19 protein-coding genes and 1 other annotated feature are annotated in these 18,055 nt (G+C 36.7%); of the genes, 7 read left to right on the top strand and 12 right to left on the bottom strand.

Going from position 1 to position 18,055, the window contains the following annotated elements:
• Nucleotides 1-168 precede the first annotated feature (168 nt).
• From D9782_RS08370 to D9782_RS08360, 3 genes are all read left to right on the top strand, one after another.
• Nucleotides 169-1,086, top strand: coding sequence for a LysR family transcriptional regulator (locus tag D9782_RS08370; protein WP_051388442.1), 918 nt, complete (start codon nt 169-171; stop codon nt 1,084-1,086).
• Between the two features lie 189 nt (nt 1,087-1,275).
• A complete protein-coding gene (locus D9782_RS08365; RefSeq protein ID WP_026682729.1) occupies nt 1,276-2,247 on the top strand; it encodes an oxygen-dependent tRNA uridine(34) hydroxylase TrhO in 972 nt (323 codons plus the stop codon).
• Between the two features lie 435 nt (nt 2,248-2,682).
• Nucleotides 2,683-3,162, top strand: coding sequence for a glutathione peroxidase (locus tag D9782_RS08360; protein ID WP_026682730.1), 480 nt, complete (start codon nt 2,683-2,685; stop codon nt 3,160-3,162).
• Between the two features lie 309 nt (nt 3,163-3,471).
• Here D9782_RS08360 and D9782_RS08355 read toward each other — a convergent pair whose 3' ends face one another.
• The 6 genes from D9782_RS08355 to proS form a co-directional block, all read right to left on the bottom strand.
• Entirely contained in the window at nt 3,472-4,194 is a 723-nt protein-coding gene (locus tag D9782_RS08355) for an amino acid ABC transporter ATP-binding protein (protein WP_121604508.1), read from the bottom strand.
• Nucleotides 4,187-4,846 carry an amino acid ABC transporter permease gene (locus D9782_RS08350; protein ID WP_026682732.1) on the bottom strand — a complete coding sequence of 220 codons (660 nt, stop codon included), beginning with the start codon at nt 4,844-4,846 and terminating at the stop codon, nt 4,187-4,189. The genes D9782_RS08355 and D9782_RS08350 overlap by 8 nt, the downstream gene beginning before the upstream one ends.
• Nucleotides 4,847-5,033: 187 nt before the next feature.
• On the bottom strand, nt 5,034-5,813 hold the full coding sequence (locus D9782_RS08345; protein ID WP_121604507.1) for an ABC transporter substrate-binding protein: 780 nt from the start codon (nt 5,811-5,813) through the stop codon (nt 5,034-5,036).
• A 32-nt stretch (nt 5,814-5,845) separates the two neighbouring features.
• Nucleotides 5,846-7,000 (bottom strand): M20 family metallopeptidase, encoded by a 1,155-nt coding sequence (locus D9782_RS08340; protein WP_121604506.1) that lies wholly within the window; start codon nt 6,998-7,000, stop codon nt 5,846-5,848.
• A 261-nt stretch (nt 7,001-7,261) separates the two neighbouring features.
• Nucleotides 7,262-7,459 (bottom strand): hypothetical protein, encoded by a 198-nt coding sequence (locus D9782_RS08335; protein ID WP_121604505.1) that lies wholly within the window; start codon nt 7,457-7,459, stop codon nt 7,262-7,264.
• Nucleotides 7,460-7,800: 341 nt separating this feature from the next.
• A complete protein-coding gene (gene proS, locus D9782_RS08330; RefSeq protein WP_121604504.1) occupies nt 7,801-9,240 on the bottom strand; it encodes a proline--tRNA ligase in 1,440 nt (479 codons plus the stop codon).
• Between the two features lie 75 nt (nt 9,241-9,315).
• Nucleotides 9,316-9,539: a binding site (T-box leader), on the bottom strand.
• A 195-nt stretch (nt 9,540-9,734) separates the two neighbouring features.
• On the opposite strand from proS, the gene D9782_RS08325 reads away from it, so the two are divergent.
• On the top strand, nt 9,735-11,747 hold the full coding sequence (locus tag D9782_RS08325; RefSeq protein ID WP_162986355.1) for an ABC transporter permease subunit: 2,013 nt from the start codon (nt 9,735-9,737) through the stop codon (nt 11,745-11,747).
• A 1,043-nt stretch (nt 11,748-12,790) separates the two neighbouring features.
• Here the strand turns inward: D9782_RS08325 and D9782_RS08320 are convergent.
• From D9782_RS08320 to D9782_RS08310, 3 genes are read right to left on the bottom strand one after another with little or no spacing between them, the layout of a single operon-like run.
• Nucleotides 12,791-13,345: a cysteine hydrolase family protein gene (locus tag D9782_RS08320; RefSeq protein ID WP_200862601.1), complete on the bottom strand. Its 555-nt coding sequence runs from the start codon at nt 13,343-13,345 to the stop codon at nt 12,791-12,793.
• Nucleotides 13,346-13,353: 8 nt separating this feature from the next.
• Entirely contained in the window at nt 13,354-13,839 is a 486-nt protein-coding gene (locus D9782_RS08315; RefSeq protein WP_026683121.1) for a DUF456 domain-containing protein, read from the bottom strand.
• Nucleotides 13,840-13,860: 21 nt separating this feature from the next.
• A complete protein-coding gene (locus D9782_RS08310) occupies nt 13,861-14,478 on the bottom strand; it encodes a glycerol-3-phosphate acyltransferase (RefSeq protein ID WP_026683120.1) in 618 nt (205 codons plus the stop codon).
• Between the two features lie 141 nt (nt 14,479-14,619).
• On the opposite strand from D9782_RS08310, the gene D9782_RS08305 reads away from it, so the two are divergent.
• Together D9782_RS08305 and D9782_RS22825 are read left to right on the top strand one after the other, a co-directional pair.
• Entirely contained in the window at nt 14,620-15,174 is a 555-nt protein-coding gene (locus tag D9782_RS08305; protein WP_026683119.1) for a M15 family metallopeptidase, read from the top strand.
• A 118-nt stretch (nt 15,175-15,292) separates the two neighbouring features.
• The gene (locus D9782_RS22825; protein ID WP_162986354.1) at nt 15,293-15,496 is read left to right on the top strand and encodes a hypothetical protein; all 204 of its coding nucleotides are present in this window, start codon (nt 15,293-15,295) and stop codon (nt 15,494-15,496) included.
• Here the strand turns inward: D9782_RS22825 and D9782_RS08300 are convergent.
• Genes D9782_RS08300 through D9782_RS08290 form a run of 3 tightly spaced genes read right to left on the bottom strand, consistent with a single transcriptional unit; the run spans nt 15,478 to nt 17,564 of the window.
• Nucleotides 15,478-16,455 carry a Gfo/Idh/MocA family protein gene (locus tag D9782_RS08300; RefSeq protein WP_026683118.1) on the bottom strand — a complete coding sequence of 326 codons (978 nt, stop codon included), beginning with the start codon at nt 16,453-16,455 and terminating at the stop codon, nt 15,478-15,480. The genes D9782_RS22825 and D9782_RS08300 overlap by 19 nt on opposite strands.
• Nucleotides 16,456-16,462: 7 nt before the next feature.
• Nucleotides 16,463-16,630, bottom strand: coding sequence for a YtzI protein (gene ytzI / locus D9782_RS08295; protein WP_121604502.1), 168 nt, complete (start codon nt 16,628-16,630; stop codon nt 16,463-16,465).
• A 16-nt stretch (nt 16,631-16,646) separates the two neighbouring features.
• A complete protein-coding gene (locus D9782_RS08290) occupies nt 16,647-17,564 on the bottom strand; it encodes a ketopantoate reductase family protein (RefSeq protein WP_121604501.1) in 918 nt (305 codons plus the stop codon).
• Between the two features lie 209 nt (nt 17,565-17,773).
• On the opposite strand from D9782_RS08290, the gene D9782_RS23785 reads away from it, so the two are divergent.
• Nucleotides 17,774-17,908, top strand: a complete 135-nt coding sequence (locus tag D9782_RS23785; protein ID WP_256365768.1) for a hypothetical protein — start codon at nt 17,774-17,776, stop codon at nt 17,906-17,908.
• Nucleotides 17,909-18,055: the final 147 nt, after the last annotated feature.

The following is an 18,055-nucleotide window of genomic DNA, read 5'->3' as shown; positions in this document are numbered from 1 at the left end:
CTCCTTAATACGATTATGTTTGACCTGATTAGAAAGCCTGTTTTAAGAGCTCTAGTTTCAATCATTATAATATTGACGATAGAATTATAAAAATATATAATTTTTATAATATTATAATTAACAGTTATTAATACAGTACTTATATAAGCATATAAGAGGAGCCCTTACATGAGTCTACAAACATTACGATACTTTATAGAAGTTGCAAAGCATCTTAGTTTTAGCGAGGCATCCAAGGCTTTACACATATCCCAACCTGGCTTAAGCCAACAAATTTCTGATCTCGAGCGTAAACTAGGGTTTAAGCTATTAAATCGTACCACTAGAAAAGTAGCTCTAACAGAAGAAGGGGCCTTTATCTTCAACAAGCTATCTACATCATTCAACGATATTGAAATGACATTAGATTTCATGACTACACAAAAAATGATTCCTAAGGCTAAAATAAAAATTGCTGCTGTGCCATCAGCAGCAAGTATTTTCATCCCTAAACTATTAATAAAAATGCTAACCGATTTTCCAGATATCGACGTTTATACACATGAAACTACGTCAGCGAAGGCTATTGAATTTATGAAACAAAAGCACTATCATCTTGCCTTCATTCGAACTCCTATTTATAAAGAAGAGTTCCTAAACAACGATTTAAGGCTGTTCGAATTTAAAAAATATCCATTACGACTAGTTGTAGCAAAAAATCACCCATTAGCCCAAAGAGATTCTGTAGACCTCCAAGACGCAAAAAACGAAACATTTATTCATTACAGTGATGATCATACGAATCCTTTACAATTTCTACTAGATAAAGCGTGTCTTACTGCTGGGTTTTCTCCAAAAAAGTTATGTACTGGTTCAGCATTATTATCTATTTATCATCTTGTATCCAATAATTTAGGTGTTTCCCTAATGCCATCTGATATGACGAGTTTACTAGAGAATAATAAAATCAAAATATTAAAACTCAATAATATTGAATTATTCAGCTCTACCTCCGTCTTATGGAATGAGGAGAATAATACATCTTTTGTAACAAATCAGATTCTTGATATTCTACAAACAGACCCTATTTTTAAAGAATTTATCTAAATTAATCAAAAGTGTGCTAGTGAGCTTCCCTTTTCAAACAGCAAAAAGAAACTGAAATGCATCTAAATAAAACCCATTTTGAATTTCTTATGAAACATTGGTATAATATCTGTTGCAAGATAGAAAAAATTGAATATCGACTACCAAACATTTGTATCTTGCAAATATAAATGATAGGTGGTAAACAACATGGAGAAAAACAATAATTATCAAGTATTATTGTACTATCAGTATGTTCAAATTGATGACCCTGAAGGTTATGCTGCGGAACATCTGAAATTCTGTAAGGAATTGGGATTAAAAGGTAGAATTTTAGTAGCCCAAGAAGGGATCAATGGTACTGTTTCAGGTACAATCGAACAAACAGAAGCATACATGGAAGCAATGCATCAGGACCCTCGTTTTGCAGACATGGTATTCAAAATTGACGAGGCTGCAGATCACGCCTTCAAAAAAATGCATGTTCGTCCTCGTAAAGAGCTAGTGACATTTCGATTAGAAAATGATATAAACCCTTTAGAAACTACAGGTAATCATTTATCTCCGAAAGAATTTTACGAAGCAATGCAGGATGAAAACACAATCGTTATTGATGCACGGAATGATTATGAATACGATTTAGGACATTTCCGCGGAGCAGTTCGCCCAGATATAAAAACCTTCCGTGAATTACCAGAGTGGATTCGTGAACACAAGGATCAGTTTAAGGATAAAAAGGTCCTAACCTATTGTACCGGTGGTATCCGCTGTGAGAAGTTTTCTGGTTGGCTGTTAGAAGAAGGATTTGAAGATGTTAATCAATTACACGGTGGAATCGTTACGTATGGTAAGGATCCTGAGGTGCAAGGTGAATTATGGGATGGTAAATGCTATGTATTCGATGAACGTATTTCCGTACCAGTAAACCAAAAAGAACACGTAGTAGTCGGCGTGGATTATTTCGATGGCGAACCGTGCGAAAGATATATAAACTGTGCAAACCCAGAATGTAATAAACAAATTCTCTGCTCAGAAGAAAATGAGCACAAATATTTACGAGGCTGTACGCATGAGTGCCGTGTTAGCCCTCGGAACTTGTATGTAAAAGAACATGAGCTATCACAAGAAGAGGTAGAAGAACGCTTGCAAAAACTAGGTGAAACATTAAAGCAAGAAATTTAACATTTTCATTCAGCCCCTGATTGTTGTCATATGAACAATTGGGGGCTTTTTTGTAGTCTAGGAAATTATAAAATTTGACTATGTGATAAATATGAACATATTGAGCCACGTCCAACTCAGCGCCCAGAAACGAGGTGACTTCACGAATTGCCCTAATCTAAGTCATTATCGGTTTACAAGCTCACCGTGATTCCTTTATCTCCGTTGACTCACTCCAGTCGCTATCTTTCTAATCGGGCGTGCTTATTGTTAAGTTTTTTAATAATGATATTCTCCATAATAAAGAAAATCTTCCTATCTTCAAAAGCGATTCACCCCCTATTAAAGAGAAACATTTGGTGTTAGGAAGCTATTCTTTGTGGGGAAAACTATGTAATCCCCGCTTTGACATGCCCACATCAACTTGCTATCCTTTTTTTAAAAGGAGGCTTTTTTATGAGTGTCTATGAATTTCAAGCTAAAATGATAGGTGGTAAAGAAAAGTCATTAAGCGATTACCGAGGTGAGGTATTGTTAATTGTAAATACAGCAAGCAAATGTGGATTTACTCCACAGCTCGAAGGATTACAAAACGTATACAATGCTTACAAGGATCAAGGATTTCAAGTACTTGGATTTCCTTGCAATCAGTTTAATAATCAGGATCCAGGAACAGAAGGAGAAATCTCGGAATTCTGCCAGATTAATTATGGAGTTACCTTTCCAATGTTTAGTAAGGTTGATGTTAAAGGTGAAAATGCCCATCCCCTTTTTAACTATTTAACAGAAGAGGCTAAAGGTTTTCTTACGAAACAGATCAAATGGAATTTCACCAAGTTCTTAGTAAACAAACAAGGGGAAGTAATTAATCGATATGCTCCACAAACAAAACCAGAACAGATCAAAACAGATATTGAGGTAGCTTTACAAGGATAACCATCTTTTTTTATGTACAACTTTAAATAGATACAAGCTCCAGATTCCCTCTATTAGGAAATTCGACCTCGTCATCCGACTAAATGACATTTTCGGATTGATAATATCAGAGCTAGCCCAGCATATTTTATAGATCCGCAGAGACTGTGCATATTGTACATGAAACCTCACTAGGCGAATAAGAACGAATTGGTGGTTACACCCAGAAGTTAGATTTTTCACTCTAACTTCCCCGGGGTTGGTACCAAAACGTATCGAATGATTGTTCGACTTTTATTATCTAACATACACTTATGTCCATATCTTCTTTTAAAGTACTTTTTCTAGGAAAACCTTCGCACGATCTGTAGTAGGCTTGTCAAAGAAAACGGACGGTACCGCCTCCTCTACCAGCTTACCGTTATCTAAAAATAGCACACGATCGCCCACTTCCTTCGCAAAATTCATTTCATGTGTCACAATTACCATCGTCATCCCTGTCTTTGCTAAATCCTTCATTACATCTAGTACTTCTTTAACCATTTCAGGATCTAATGCGGAGGTAGGTTCATCAAACAACATAATTTCTGGCTCCATTGCTAAAGCTCTAGCAATTGCCACTCGCTGCTTCTGCCCACCAGATAATCGATTCGGATAGGTATTCTCTTTATCTGTTAACCCTACCTTAGCTAATAACTTTCTTGCAACTGCTTCTGCCTCTCGTTTTTCTACACCCTTCACCTTTTGCGGTGCATAACTAACGTTATCTAACACCGTCATATGTGGAAATAAATGAAAATGTTGAAAAACCATCCCGATGTTTTTACGAATTTCTAATTTATTTGTTTTAAGCTTCGTAATCTCTTTTTCTTTTATATATATTTGCCCCTCCGTTGGGTCTTCCAATAAATTTAGACAGCGCAAAAATGTTGATTTTCCCGAACCAGATGGACCAATAATCGTTACAACTTCTCCTTGATGAATGGTTGTAGAAATTTGATCTAAGACTATATTTTTATCAAATACTTTTGTAAGATTCTTTGCTTTAATCACTTTGACGAAGCCTCCGTTCTATCAATCTACCTAGTAAAGTAAGTATATAAACCATTACCCAATAAATTAGTCCAGCAAATAATAATGCTTCAAAATTCCGGTATAAATCTGCGCCAGCAATTTGTGCTCTTCGCATAATATCTAAGTAACCAATTGTAGAAACAAGTGCTGATTCCTTTGTTAACGTGATAAACTCATTCATCATTGCAGGCAGTATATTTTTAAAAGCTTGTGGTAAGATAATATTTAACATCATTGGCTTATACGGAACGCCTAAAGCCTCAGCAGCTTCCGTCTGTCCTTTATCAATTGCAAGGATACCACCACGAATAATTTCTGAGATATAAGCAGCAGAATTCAGCCCAAAAGCTAACACAGCAGATAGAAATGCAGATATATTATAACCAGTTAATTGTGGTACAGCATAATAGATAATCATAAGCTGTAATATGAGGGGAGTTCCGCGGAATATCGATGTATAAGCATCCGCTACCCATTTTAGTACAGGGATGTTTGTAATTTTACATAATGACAATACTGTACCTAAGATAAAACCTATCACAATGGAAACACTAACAAATTTTAATGTAGCCCATATTCCTTCTAGTATAAAAGGAATATAAGGCACGATTTGGCTGAAATCCAAATTCATGCCTTATCACCTCGCTTTTCTCTCGTTGTTATTACAGAGTGTAGTTGGCAGCAAATCCTAATAATCGATTATCGAGATAACCACGATGTTTATCCAATTACAAATACTACTAACGTGCTACCTACATGCATCTTGTACAAAATAGAAACGTTTGCTGTAACTTATGGTTAATTGAATAGACGTTAGCCTACTCCATATCTGACAGCCATTTTTCTTCCAATTCTTTTATTTTTCCATCTTCCTCTAATTTTTTTAATACATCATTCACATCATCCACAAGTCCATTTCCTTTCGGGAAAGCAATGCCCATTCCAGGCGAGCTTGTCGTTGGATCATCAAACCCTTTTAATCCTTGCTCGTTGATATAACCCTTGGCAACCGTTTTATCCATATACCCAACATCAATTCGATTCGAATTCAATTCCTGTACAAGTAAACCAGCATTATCCACTTTTTTAACTTCAAAATCGTATTTATCTGCTAAGATTTCTGCTCCCTCTTCTTGAATCGTACCTAACTGCACACCAATTGTTTTTTCTTTTAAATCATCAAGGCTTTTAATATTGGATTCAGCACCTGTCAAGAAGCTTTCCCCAGAGTGATGATATTCTGTAGAGAAATCAACATTTTTTTTACGTTCTTCTGTAGCACTCATCCCTGACATAACCATATCTACTCTATTAGCCTGTAATGCACCAATTAATCCATCAAATTTCATATCTTCGATTTGTAATTCATACCCTAATTCATCAGCAATCAGATGCGCTAAGTCAATATCGAATCCTTCAAAATTACCTTGTGGATCTCGTGATTCAAAAGGAGGAAAATCAGCTGAGGTTGCCATTTTCAATACCTCCTCATCAGCAGACTTTGAATTATTTGATGTGGAATCTTCACTACTACCACAAGCTGATAACAAACCTACGATTATTGTAGAAAGAAAAATGATACCTATTGTTTTTTTCATGTTTTTCGCCCCATTTTCTTTATCTGTTGTTATTATTTATGAAATTCTGTTTGTATTGCTTTTAACAAGACAGAGTCTGTAATGACCTCATAGCCAGTCCTAGCCAATGCTAATGCACCATCCGCAATAACTTGCTGCCCTTTTGCTGTAATTGTCTTATCAGCAAATTCCTTCGTATGTGCAACTAAGCCAGGCTCATCCAACCCGATATAAGGATGAATTGCTGGAACGACATGACTAACATTTCCCATGTCAATGGATCCATAACTCTGCTTCGCTGGAAGTACAGGTACACCGGATATATCTTGTAAATGCTTTGAGAAAACGTTAGACAATTGCTTGTTTGTTATCATATTGTCGTAGCTGAGTTCATAATTAGATGATTCTAATCTGGCACCTGTCATCATGGCAGCCGCATTAGCAATGTTCATAACTTTTGTTACGACATCATTTAATACAGCTCGCTCTTTTGCTCGAATATAGAACTGAGCGACAGCCTTATCTGGTACCACATTTGCTGCACTACCTCCCTCAGCAATAATCCCATGAATTCGTACATCGTCAGGTAAATGTTCACGTAATGCATTAATCCCATTGAATAGTTGAATCACACTGTCTAAAGCATTTATTCCTTTTTCAGGAGAAGCAGCAGCATGGGAGGATTTCCCAAAGTAAGCAAACTGAATAGCATCCATTGCCAGTGAATCACCACTTTCATACGATTGATCACCTGGATGGACCATCATTGCTACATCGATCTCATTAAAAATACCTTGCTCACTCATAGGAACCTTTGCTCCGTTTGTTTCTTCAGCTGGTGTACCAAGAACGACAACGCTCCCACCAATTTCAGCTACCTGCTTGCTAAGAATAATTCCTGCACCTACACTCATTGTTCCAATTAAATTATGACCACATCCGTGTCCTACCTCTGGTAAGGCGTCATACTCTGCTAAGTAGGCAATAACAGGTCCAGGCTTCTCACCATTAAATACAGCTTTAAAAGCGGTTGGTCTACCAGCTGTACCCGTCTCAATAGTAAAATCATGGCTGACTAATAAATCTGTTAATTGTTTCATAGATTTATACTCTCGGTCCCCTAATTCAGGATGTTCATATAGATAACGGCTGATCTCACATAAATCTCCATGAATTTTAGTTATATTTTCAAATAATGGATCATTCATTTTGCTTCCCACCTGTATGCATATTTATTAATTAATATGTATATTTATAACATATTGTGTATACTCATGCAATAGTTATTTTATGCCAATCCTATTACTTTATCTAAAGGGCACTAACATATAAACGTTTGTCACACACTATTCATCAATTGCTTCTTATTAATCCCCATGTATACTAGAAAAACTGAGCAAAATTCGCTCAGTCCTTATCACTAAATGCTCAGATTTACGCTTTCTCTAGTAGCTATTATGGAATAATAGCTACTGCTTGACCGCCACTCCGGCTGCCCACTTCCCTTTCCGTGGGGTTTGTCCTTCAGCTAACTTTTTTAGCAAAACCCGCTCAAAAAAGTGGATCTTCAGGTCAAACATTTCCCACAGGAGTTGAAGTGGCCGGCCTTCGCTATTATCAGGCTCTACAACGCTAGCATGAAGTAACACAGCTGCTTTTATACTCACGGATAGCGATTTTCACTTTACCCATTGTAAAAAAAGTCAACCTATTACTTATGACAAGAATTGTTGCACCTTCTCATAGCGGAGACTAATTACGTAGACTCCTGCGGGATTAGCGCGAGCCGAAAATCCACTTTGCAACGTGTTCTTCTTTGCAAAGTTAGTTGAGGCCGCGCCCGCGGAAAGCGAAGTAATTAGTCGGAGCATTGCCAATATACATCAAACATTTCAAAATACTACTTGGCTTAACGCAGTCATTACACTGATTTTATACTTTCTTAACTTACAAAAAAGAGCGCAAAGTTGCGCCCTTGTGATAAAAACTTATGTTTTAACGCTTATCATTAATAAGCTTTTGCCCAATAAACTAATTCTTTTGCTGCTTTTCCACAACATACACATGTATCAGAAACTTGTTCTTGTTCAAAAGGAATACAGCGAGAAGTTGCAAGTGTATCCTCTTTGATTTTCTCTTCACATGCTTGATCGCCACACCACATTGCTTTGATAAACCCAGGGTTATCGTTCAATGTTTTTGCGAACTCTTCCATATTTGTCACTACTGTTGTTTTTTCATCTCGATGTTTCTTGGCATTATTATATAAATGAAGCTGAATTTCCTCTAATAATGCAGGTAATCGCTGTTCAAGCTCAGATAATGAAACAAATTCTTTTTCTCCTGTGTCACGACGTACAAGAACTACCTGCTCTTTTTCAATATCCTTAGGCCCCATTTCAATTCGTACCGGAATACCCTTCATTTCATATTCATTAAATTTCCAGCCAGGCATTTTATCACTACCGTCAATCTCAACACGTATCAAATTTTTCAATTGATCTCGAAGATTATACGCTTTATCTAGTACTCCTTCTTTATGTTGAGCAATTGGAACGATCATTGCTTGCGTAGGCGCAATACGTGGTGGGATCACCAAACCACGATTATCACCATGCACCATAATTAATGCTCCCATAATTCTTGTTGAAAGCCCCCATGAAGTTTGATGAACAAATTGGCTTTCCCCATTTTCATCAAGATAGGTAATATCAAAGGCTTCAGCGAAACCAGAGCCGAAATGATGTGATGTCCCAGATTGTAAAGCTTTACCGTCATGCATCATGCTTTCGATCGTTAATGTATATTTTGCGCCTGCAAATTTTTCTTTGTCTGTCTTTTTCCCACGCAGTACAGGGATCGCTAAATAGTTCTCTACTACATCTGCATAAATGCCTAGCATTTGGTTTGTTTCTTTAGCAGCATCTTCATCTGTCGCATGTGCAGTATGACCTTCCTGCCAATGAAATTCCGACGAACGTAAAAATGGTCGTGTTGTCTTTTCCCAACGCACCACATTTCCCCATTGATTATATAGTTTGGGTAAATCGCGATAGGAATGGATATTTTTTGAGTAATAATCACAGAATAGCACTTCGGAGGTTGGGCGGACCGCCAAACGCTCTGCTAATTCTTCTTCTCCGCCATGCGTAACCCAAGCTACTTCTGGTGCAAAGCCTTCAACATGGTCCTTTTCCTTCTGAAGTAAGCTTTCCGGAATAAATAATGGGAAAGCAACATTTGTATGACCTGTCTCTTTTAATTTTTTATCTAGCTCATTTTTTACGTTTTCCCAGATAGCATAACCATATGGTTTAATAATCATCGTTCCTCGTACTTGACCATAATCCACTAGCTCTGCTTGCTTAACAACATCAGTATACCACTGGGCAAAATCGTCCTCCATTGCAGTGATTTTTTCCACAAACTGCTTATTTTTCTTTCCCAAAGCAAACACCTCATTATATAAGTTAATTATTTATATTCAAATACCTATTTTAAAACACAAAAAATCCTCCATCCAATAAGGGACCGAGGTTGGTGGTACCACCCTTGTTTACAATAGGAACTATTGCACACTCTGCATTGATAACGGGACTTACCCGCGTACACCTTACAGTGTGATACACACTCTCCGGTGACGAACTCAGGAGCAGGTTCTAATCTTTGTCTTTAGAAATTTGCAGCAACCATTTCCTCTCTAAAAAAGACAACCTAGATTATACTATTCTCCATCCTTGCTTCAAATATGTAACTTTACTATATAGTTTGCAGTTCATAAAGTCAAGAGAGAGATGATTAGAGCGTGAGCCATTCTATATTCATTTTCCCTTCTAGTAGGGAATAGCTCAACGCTTTACAAGCTGAATTTTTCGACCTATACTTAACATATCATCATAATTGTTAAAATACTTACCATTTTCTGAAGAGATGTGTTTTATTGTGAAAGTAGTCATAAAAGTAACGTTATTTTATCTTCTCGGTATTATAGGAATACTTTGCATTAGTGTGTTTCCACAGTTTTTTGCTAAAGGGGATATTACTAATATCATTCTCTATTTCCATGATCTATGGAAGTTCCTTGGCAATTTTATTCAACCAGGGTCATGGACTTATCAAATAGAAGGTTCCATAGGCGAATTTCCCATTTTAAAGACGTTATGGGTCCCATTTACATACTCCATGAGTATTTTGTTTAGTGCTATATGTACCGCTTTTGCGATCGCATTTATACTTGCCTTCTTTGTCAACTCCCTACCAAAACAGGTTGTACAGGGTATTAAGCAGTTTCTCGAATTTCTAGAAACGATCCCTGATCTTGTTTTCGTTGTCCTGTTACAAATGCTAGTTATTTATATATATAACAAGACTGGTGTCTCACTTTTTACATTAGGCTCCTACATGGACGACCGTGCCTACGCTGGACCAATTATAACCTTGTCTATCTTACCGATGATCTTTCTTTTCAAAATTCTACTATTTTTAATTGAGGAAGAGTTTTCAAAGGACTATGTACGGTTTTTAAAAAGTAAAGGGCTGTCCAAAACCGTTATACTAATTCGTCATGTGTTTAGAAACATCCTACCAAGTGCTTTTCACCAATCCAAGCTAATTATTTGGGCAACACTCTCGAGTCAGTTTATCATTGAGAGAATATTTAATGTGAATGGGCTTACCTTTTACATTATCGAAAGCTTTTCACCAATGACCATAGCTGTGTCACTTATCCTGCTATTTACACCTTTTTTTATTACCTTTCAGCTAATTGACCTTTGGGTTGATGAATCAACGACATTTGAATCGCATGGCTTAGCAAAAATACCTTCCTTTCAGCCAATTAGCTGTGTAATGAAACATATAAAGATAATCCATTGGAAAAAGCTGCTACCTCGAATTCCAATAGCTTCACTAAGGAGGCAACTAAAAAACTATAAATTTGCAATAGGGTGCCTGTTCTTTATTCTAACCATTGGTGGTAGTATTGGCTATTCCATTATTACGGATAATCATGTTGATCAGGCAAACATATTTTACGAGGAAGATGGTACTACAATAAAAAGTACTCCACCACATCCACCTGGTCATCCGTTTTTATTGGGTTCTGATAAAGAGGGATTTGATTTGCTGGATCAGTTAATTATTGGAGCAAAATATACACTAGTTTTTGGCTTTTTAATTGCTTTTCTTCGAGTTGCTATCGGTTTATGTGGTGGAATTTTGTTTGCTTTTTCAATAAGTAAACGTAAACAAAGCTGGTTATCTAAAATAGTAGATTCTATTCACTTTCTACCACTTACATTAATTGCTTATATTTTGTTGAAACCCATTCTTCAATTAGGGTGGGAAATGGAGCCATCCTACACGATTTCTGAACGCATTCTTATCGAAATCATTATTTTGACCGTTCTAGTTATTCCATTAACAACGGTGCTGATAGGGAAAGATATAACTAACATACTCCAGCAAGAATTTATTACGAGTGCGAGTGTTCTTGGTGGAAGCAGATTCCATATATTGCGACATCACGTGATGCCACATCTATTTCCTAAACTAACGATTCTATTTGGGCAACAATTTATTCAAGTCTTATTTATTTTTATCCACTTAGGTATGTTGGATCTATTTTTTGGCGGGACAATTATGGGCTCGGCAATGTTCAATGAGCCTCCTAAATCACTTACGAACGAGTGGTCTGGAGTAATTGGGAATACTGTACATTCATTTAAAAGTGGACAATATTGGCTTATTCTCTTTCCCCTACTTGCCTTTATGTTAAGCATCTTTGCTATGCAACTAATCATTAATGGTATTAAGGAAGTTCAACAGGCTAAAATCGGGGTTACTGCTAAAAAATACAAAAGTAAACGTACCATAAACCATAAGGAAAATACGGAGAATATGTTTGCTCCAACGTCAAATCGTTTCCAGCTCGTTCACGATAAAAAAGCTCGATAGCGTTCAAACATATATTCTTACAGCTATAAAATGATACGAGGACAAACGTATGTTGCAAAGAAAAAACGCACAGCTAGAAATAATTGTGCGTGTAAGTAGCTCTGGAAATATACTTCGCTTCCCACTGGTAAGGTGTCTGATGAGTCCTATTGATGCTTTTTCATCTAAGAAGCAGGATTAGAAAAACTGAGCAAAATTCGCTCCGTCCTTATCACTACATGCTCAGATTTACGCTTCCTCTAGTAGCTATTATGGAATAATAGCTACTGCTTGACCACCACTCCGGCTGCCCACTTCCCTTTCCGTGGGGTTTGTCCTTCAGCTAACTTTTTTAGCAAAACCCGCTCAAAAAAGTGGATCTTCAGGTCAAACATTTCCCACAGGAGTTGAAGTGGCCGGCCTTCGCTATATCAGGCTCTACAACGCTAGCATGAAGTAACACAGCTGCTTTTATACTCACGGATAGCGATTTTCACTTTACCCATTGTAAAAAAAGTCAACCTATTACTTATGACAAGAATTGTTGCACCTTCTCATAGCGGAGACTAATTACGTAGACTCCTGCGGGATTAGCGCGAGCCGAAAATCCACTTTGCAACGTGTTCTTCTTTGCAAAGTTAGTTGAGGCCGTGCCCGCGGAAAGCGAAGTAATTAGTCGGAGCATTGCCAATATACATCAAACATTTCAAAATAACTACTTGGCTTAACGCAGTCATTGCACTGATTTTATACTTTCTTAACTTTCAAGCAAAAAATCATTCTTCTTTTTAAGGAGTCTATGGATATTTTCAAAGCTAGAGTAGTTTATTGTTTGGAATGTTAATTGGCATCAGCTATACCCAGCAAGTTTTTGTTCATAACCTGCTAAGCTAGAAACAGATATTATCTTTAATCAATATTCCCCCCTAAACACTGGTTCTATAGCTACTAAACTACATGTGTTAATAGGAGGACCTCTTGCTCGTATATTTTGCTTTTATATATGGGGCTCTGGGATCTCACAACTCTCTCTTTCCCCTCTGTCTATTAAGTTATTTCCGTTCTTATATGATCGTACTTCCCAACGTGTGTTCAAAATGCCCTAAAGCCCACTCATGGCCTGTTGAATTAAAGCTAGCTACTGCATCCTGATGAATAACCATCTTAAATCCTTTATTATAAGCATCAACAGCTGTATGTAATACGCATATATCTGTACATACCCCAATAATATGGAGTTCATCAATAGCTCGTTCACGTAACTTTATCTCTAGATCTGTGCCAGCAAAGGCACTATACCTTGTCTTATCAATAAAATAAACATTGTGCTTTTCCTTATTTTTTTGATATACCTCTGCCAACCTACCATAAAGCTCTCTTCCAGAGGTCCCTATGATATTATGGGTAGGAAATAAGGAAAATTCCGGGTGATTACTGTCTGCAGCTTCATGCGCATCGATAGCGAATACAACATAATCCCCTGCTTCAATAAATTCATTGGTAAGTGATACGACTTTTGATTCTATCGCTTGACCTGGCTCACCACACGTTAGTTTTCCATCATTGGCAACAAAATCATTCGTGTAATCAATGTTAATTAATGCTTTCTTCACATACATCTACCTCTCTAAAATAAAATAACAACGAAGAACCAAATAATCATTACAAATTGTATAACTACTTTAGCAAAAGCCCCGCCAAGGAATCCCATAAGTGAACCAAACGAAGCACGGAAGGCTTCTTGTGTAGTCCTTTGTTGAAGCGATTCAATAATAAACACGGTTAGAAATGGAACGATTAAAACACCAAATGGCGGAATAATAAATGAACCAACGATAACTGCTATGGCTGCCCCACGCTCTCCCCATTTACTTCCTCCATATTTTTTTACAAAGTAACTATTTGCAATGATGTCTGCAGCGATCAGTACAATGGTGATCAAGGCCATTCCTATCCAAAAGGACATGGTTAATTCATTTGGGTCTATGACAAACTGGTATAAAAGAAACCCACCCCATAGTACAAGTACAGAAGGAATGATAGGAAATATCACTCCTACAAAACTTAGAAAAAATAATGCACTAATTAAAATCCAAATAATTATATCTAGCATCCCATCATCCTCCAACGTCATTTACTTTTTTGAAAACATACTTGATAGTCTTGTTTCTTCCTTATTAATTATACGTCGGTAATTATCCAAATGTTTCGCTATACTTAAAACAGATAAAAAAACGACGATAGATGTTGGTTCTGGACCAAAAAATACATATGTTGTAATTAAAAAGGAAACATACATACATAATACACCAACCACTAAATAATCTGTTGCAATTGTAAATATGAGCAAAATTCCAATGCCTATAATAGCTATTTTCCAATCAATGGCGAGTAGGATTCCAACTAACGATGCCGTTCCCTTACCACCACTAAATTTCATTGTTAGTGGGTAATTATGACCTAGAATAATAAATAAAGCCGATATATATATGAGCAACGTCTGTTCTTTACCAGTAATGCCATTTTCATTTAAAATGTATAATACAAGCACTATGGCAAATGTAGCCTTAAAAATATCAATAAGTGCAACTAAAACACCATACTTCCAGCCAAGTAAAATGGTTGTGTTAGAGGCTCCAGCATTTTTCACACCGGCATTCTTTATATCTACCTTTTTATACATGCTTACAAGCTGCGAACCATGTAGACAGCCTGCTAGATAGCCAATAATAGAAACAAGAGCGGTAATCATGAAATCCACCTTTCTGGTTTTTACTCATTATAACGTAAAAAATGGATAAAAAAATATTCATAATCTAAAATTAAAATCTGGTGTCCTTCGTTCATAGCGATTAAGATTTGTGTGCATTAAAACATGAGGAGTACAGTCAGCATGAAAAAATTACAACAAATATTACTTCCTTGGATAATTATCATTCTATGCCTAGTTATATTATTTCAAGTCTATCATCATAACAATGGAAAATATTCTGAATCAGATAAAGGTGATCCTTTACCATCTAACTTACATCCAACAGTAGAAGCGAATAAAAACAGGCTGATTGAAAGAGCTGCGAAAAAAAATATTGATGTCGTCATTACGGAGGAAGTACGCTCCTTTAAGGAGCAGAATCGACTATATGAACAGGGACGAACACGCAAAGGGAATATTGTTACCTATGCAAAGGGTGGTGAATCCTATCACAATTATGGACTAGCCATTGATTTTGCTCTTGAAAATGATACAGGAAAAATAATATGGGATATTCAATACGATGGGAATGGTAACAATCAATCGGATTGGTATGAAGTAGCAGCAATCGCTAAAGAATTGGGATTTGAATGGGGTGGTGACTGGAATAATTTCAAAGACTATCCACACTTGCAAATGACTTTTGGTTTAAGTATAAATCAGCTTCAACAAGGAGTTCGACCAAAGGTTGATTAGGAACAAGAACAAATCGTTGCCACAAACGAAATAAATGGAATAGTTACAGCCAACTCAAATAAGTAGTCAACTGCTTTTTTTACTTTCAAAAATAACGAAACTGAGACAAAAGAACAGCATGGGCTACAATCAGTGGGAGTTTTGTTATCTCTCACTGATTGTTAGCAATGGGTATGACCTAATAGTCTTTGAACCAATTGAACATTTACTGGCAGTTGATCACCCACTTATTCATATTGGTTTCGCTTTATTGCTTGAAATGTGGGGGGCTTACTGCCAGTTATATACGGGACACAATGTGTTTTATTCACCAGGAAAGTGAATGCCGGAATCTCTCCTTAGTTTTTCTGTTATTTCGGCAATATAGCGACTTCTTTCTAAACACTTCTCATATAATGCCGTGTTATTATCACTAACCATCTTAATAAATGCTTGGATTTCATATATCATGTCAGCAGTCATTTGCTCTACAGCAAGCTCGTTTGTTTCTGAATTCGTTCTATTGTAAAACTGTAGTTTTTCAATAGGTGCAATTTGATTCATTGTTAATGTTCCCTCTTCCCCATGAATTTCAGAGGGGATAGTGGCATCTGCAATCTTAGAGCATAAAATGGTTACATTAAAATCTTCATATGTTAGCACGATCGTACCACTTCCATCGATTCCATTAGCTAATAAAACTGGAAAATAAGCGGCATCATTCGGCTGCCCAAATAAATCAACAGCCATACTTAAAGGATATACACCTAAATCCATCAAAGCCCCACCTGCAAACTCTTTTGCAAACACATTAGGAATCGTACCTTCTTTAAAAACATCATAACGTGATGAATACTTAACATATTGCAGCATTGCACTGCGTATTTTACCTACGTGTGAGAGTTTATTCTTTAAAATATCATAGTTGGGGGAAAATAAGTGGCGAAATCCTTCAAATATAAACACATCATGTTCCTTAGCTAATCGTTGCAGTTCTTCTAACTGCTTAACCGTATATACCATTGGTTTTTCACAAAATACATGCTTCCTCTTTTTTATACACAGCTTTATATGTTCTGGATGCATACGATTTGGGGATGCAACATAAACAAAGTCTGCATCTGAATTTAACATTTCCTCCATAGATGAATAGCTACATTCAATCCCATGCTTATGAGCAAAGGCTTTGGCTGCTGAAGCAGTCCTCGAATAAACAGAAGCTAGCTGAGCAGATTTCGATTGATCAGCTGCTTCAATAAACGCGTCTGTAATCCAACTTGTGCCGATGGTTGCATACTTCATTTTATTATTACTCTCCCTTTTGCTTCTCTAATTCTTGCTTGCTCTCTCTCTCATTTGGTAACGGATCAACCTTATGCTTATACGCATACCCTTTTGAAATGGTTACCAATGATAGAACTAAAACAATCGCGACTACGATAACGCAAGCGATGATTACAATAGTCAATGTAGACAATTTGATTCCTCCACTTTTATGTTAGATTTTCAAATGGTTGTAGCATACCATAAACAGCCCTTGTATAGGGAAGGTCAATGCCTTTAGCTCCTGCCAACCGAAGTGCTCCACCATGGAGGTGATCCAATTCTAGTGTCAGTCCTTTTCTACGATCCTGATGCATCGAAGATGTAGCCTGATCATGTAAGTTATTTAATTTATCCCAAGCTTCTTTAACATCTTGTTCAGTAATTGGAACGTCATAGATATTAGCTAAGGTCTTCATTTCACTTAACAAGTGTAGCATAATATGAAAGGTCTCATTATGTTGCCTAATCATACCAATAGGTAAATCTACTACAGCTGTAACACCTGAAAAAGCATTTATAAACATATATTTCTTCCATAGCTCAAGCAATATGTTATTACTGTTCTTCCCAGTCATGTTAGCAGAATTACTAAGCTTATCCAATTTAGAACAAATTGCCTCTTGTTCAGGCTCAAGTGCTCCATATATGAGCTCGTGGAAATCGCTTGAATGCTCCACATGCCCCTTGTCATTTAATGTTGCAATGATAAATGAAAGTCCCCCAAGTATGGATGCTTTTCCAAGTTCATTTTGTAATTTAGCCAGATGCTCTATTCCATTTAATACTGGAAGAATATACGCTCCTTTATTTACTAGGACACGTAATTGCTTCATAGCACCTTGTAAGTGATAGCCCTTCACACTTATCAAAACTACTTCTGGATCTTCTATCTGCTGTGGATCTGTAACAATCGTTGCATCATGGGTTTCATAATCCCCATGTATACTATGAATCATTGCACCTTGTTCTTTCAGTTGTATCGCCTTCTGTTCTCGCACAAGAAAAGTTACCTTAGCTCCTGCCTCTTGAAAACGTAATCCAAAATAACCTCCTAACGCACCAGCACCTAAAACAACGATATGCATATTTTCGCCTCCCCTTTGAATAATATCCTTAATAAAGTGAAACTTCAATCAGTGGGAGTTTTTGTTTAGACCCCACGGATGGTTAGTACCACAAGGGGATGACCTAAAGGCCTGCGTGCGAACCAATCGGACATTTACTGGCAGTTACCCCAACTTATCCACATTGGTTTCACTTTATTGCTTGAAGTGGAGATCTTACTGCCAGTTATATGTGGGATAAAGTAGATCATCCAATGATTAAATACTATTCGCTAATCCTATGGTACTTTTTTAATAGAATGATGTCTATTCGGTTTATCATTAGCTGGGATTTATTTGCAAATTTAGATAATACGGAAGCTTAGCAGATGATAAGATAGTATATTTATGTATACATGCTTTATTCTTCATTCATTCAGTTAAATCATAATAAATTCCAAATTATCTAAATTTACTGCGTTTGAGTCACTTAACTAGAACCTGTAACATTTTAATATAAGTGCTTCAACTTG

The organism is Virgibacillus sp. Bac332 (assembly GCF_003667785.1).
In the GTDB taxonomy this organism is placed as follows: Bacteria; Bacillota; Bacilli; order Bacillales; family Amphibacillaceae; genus Virgibacillus; species Virgibacillus salarius.
This window is presented reverse-complemented; position numbering and strand designations above follow the sequence as displayed.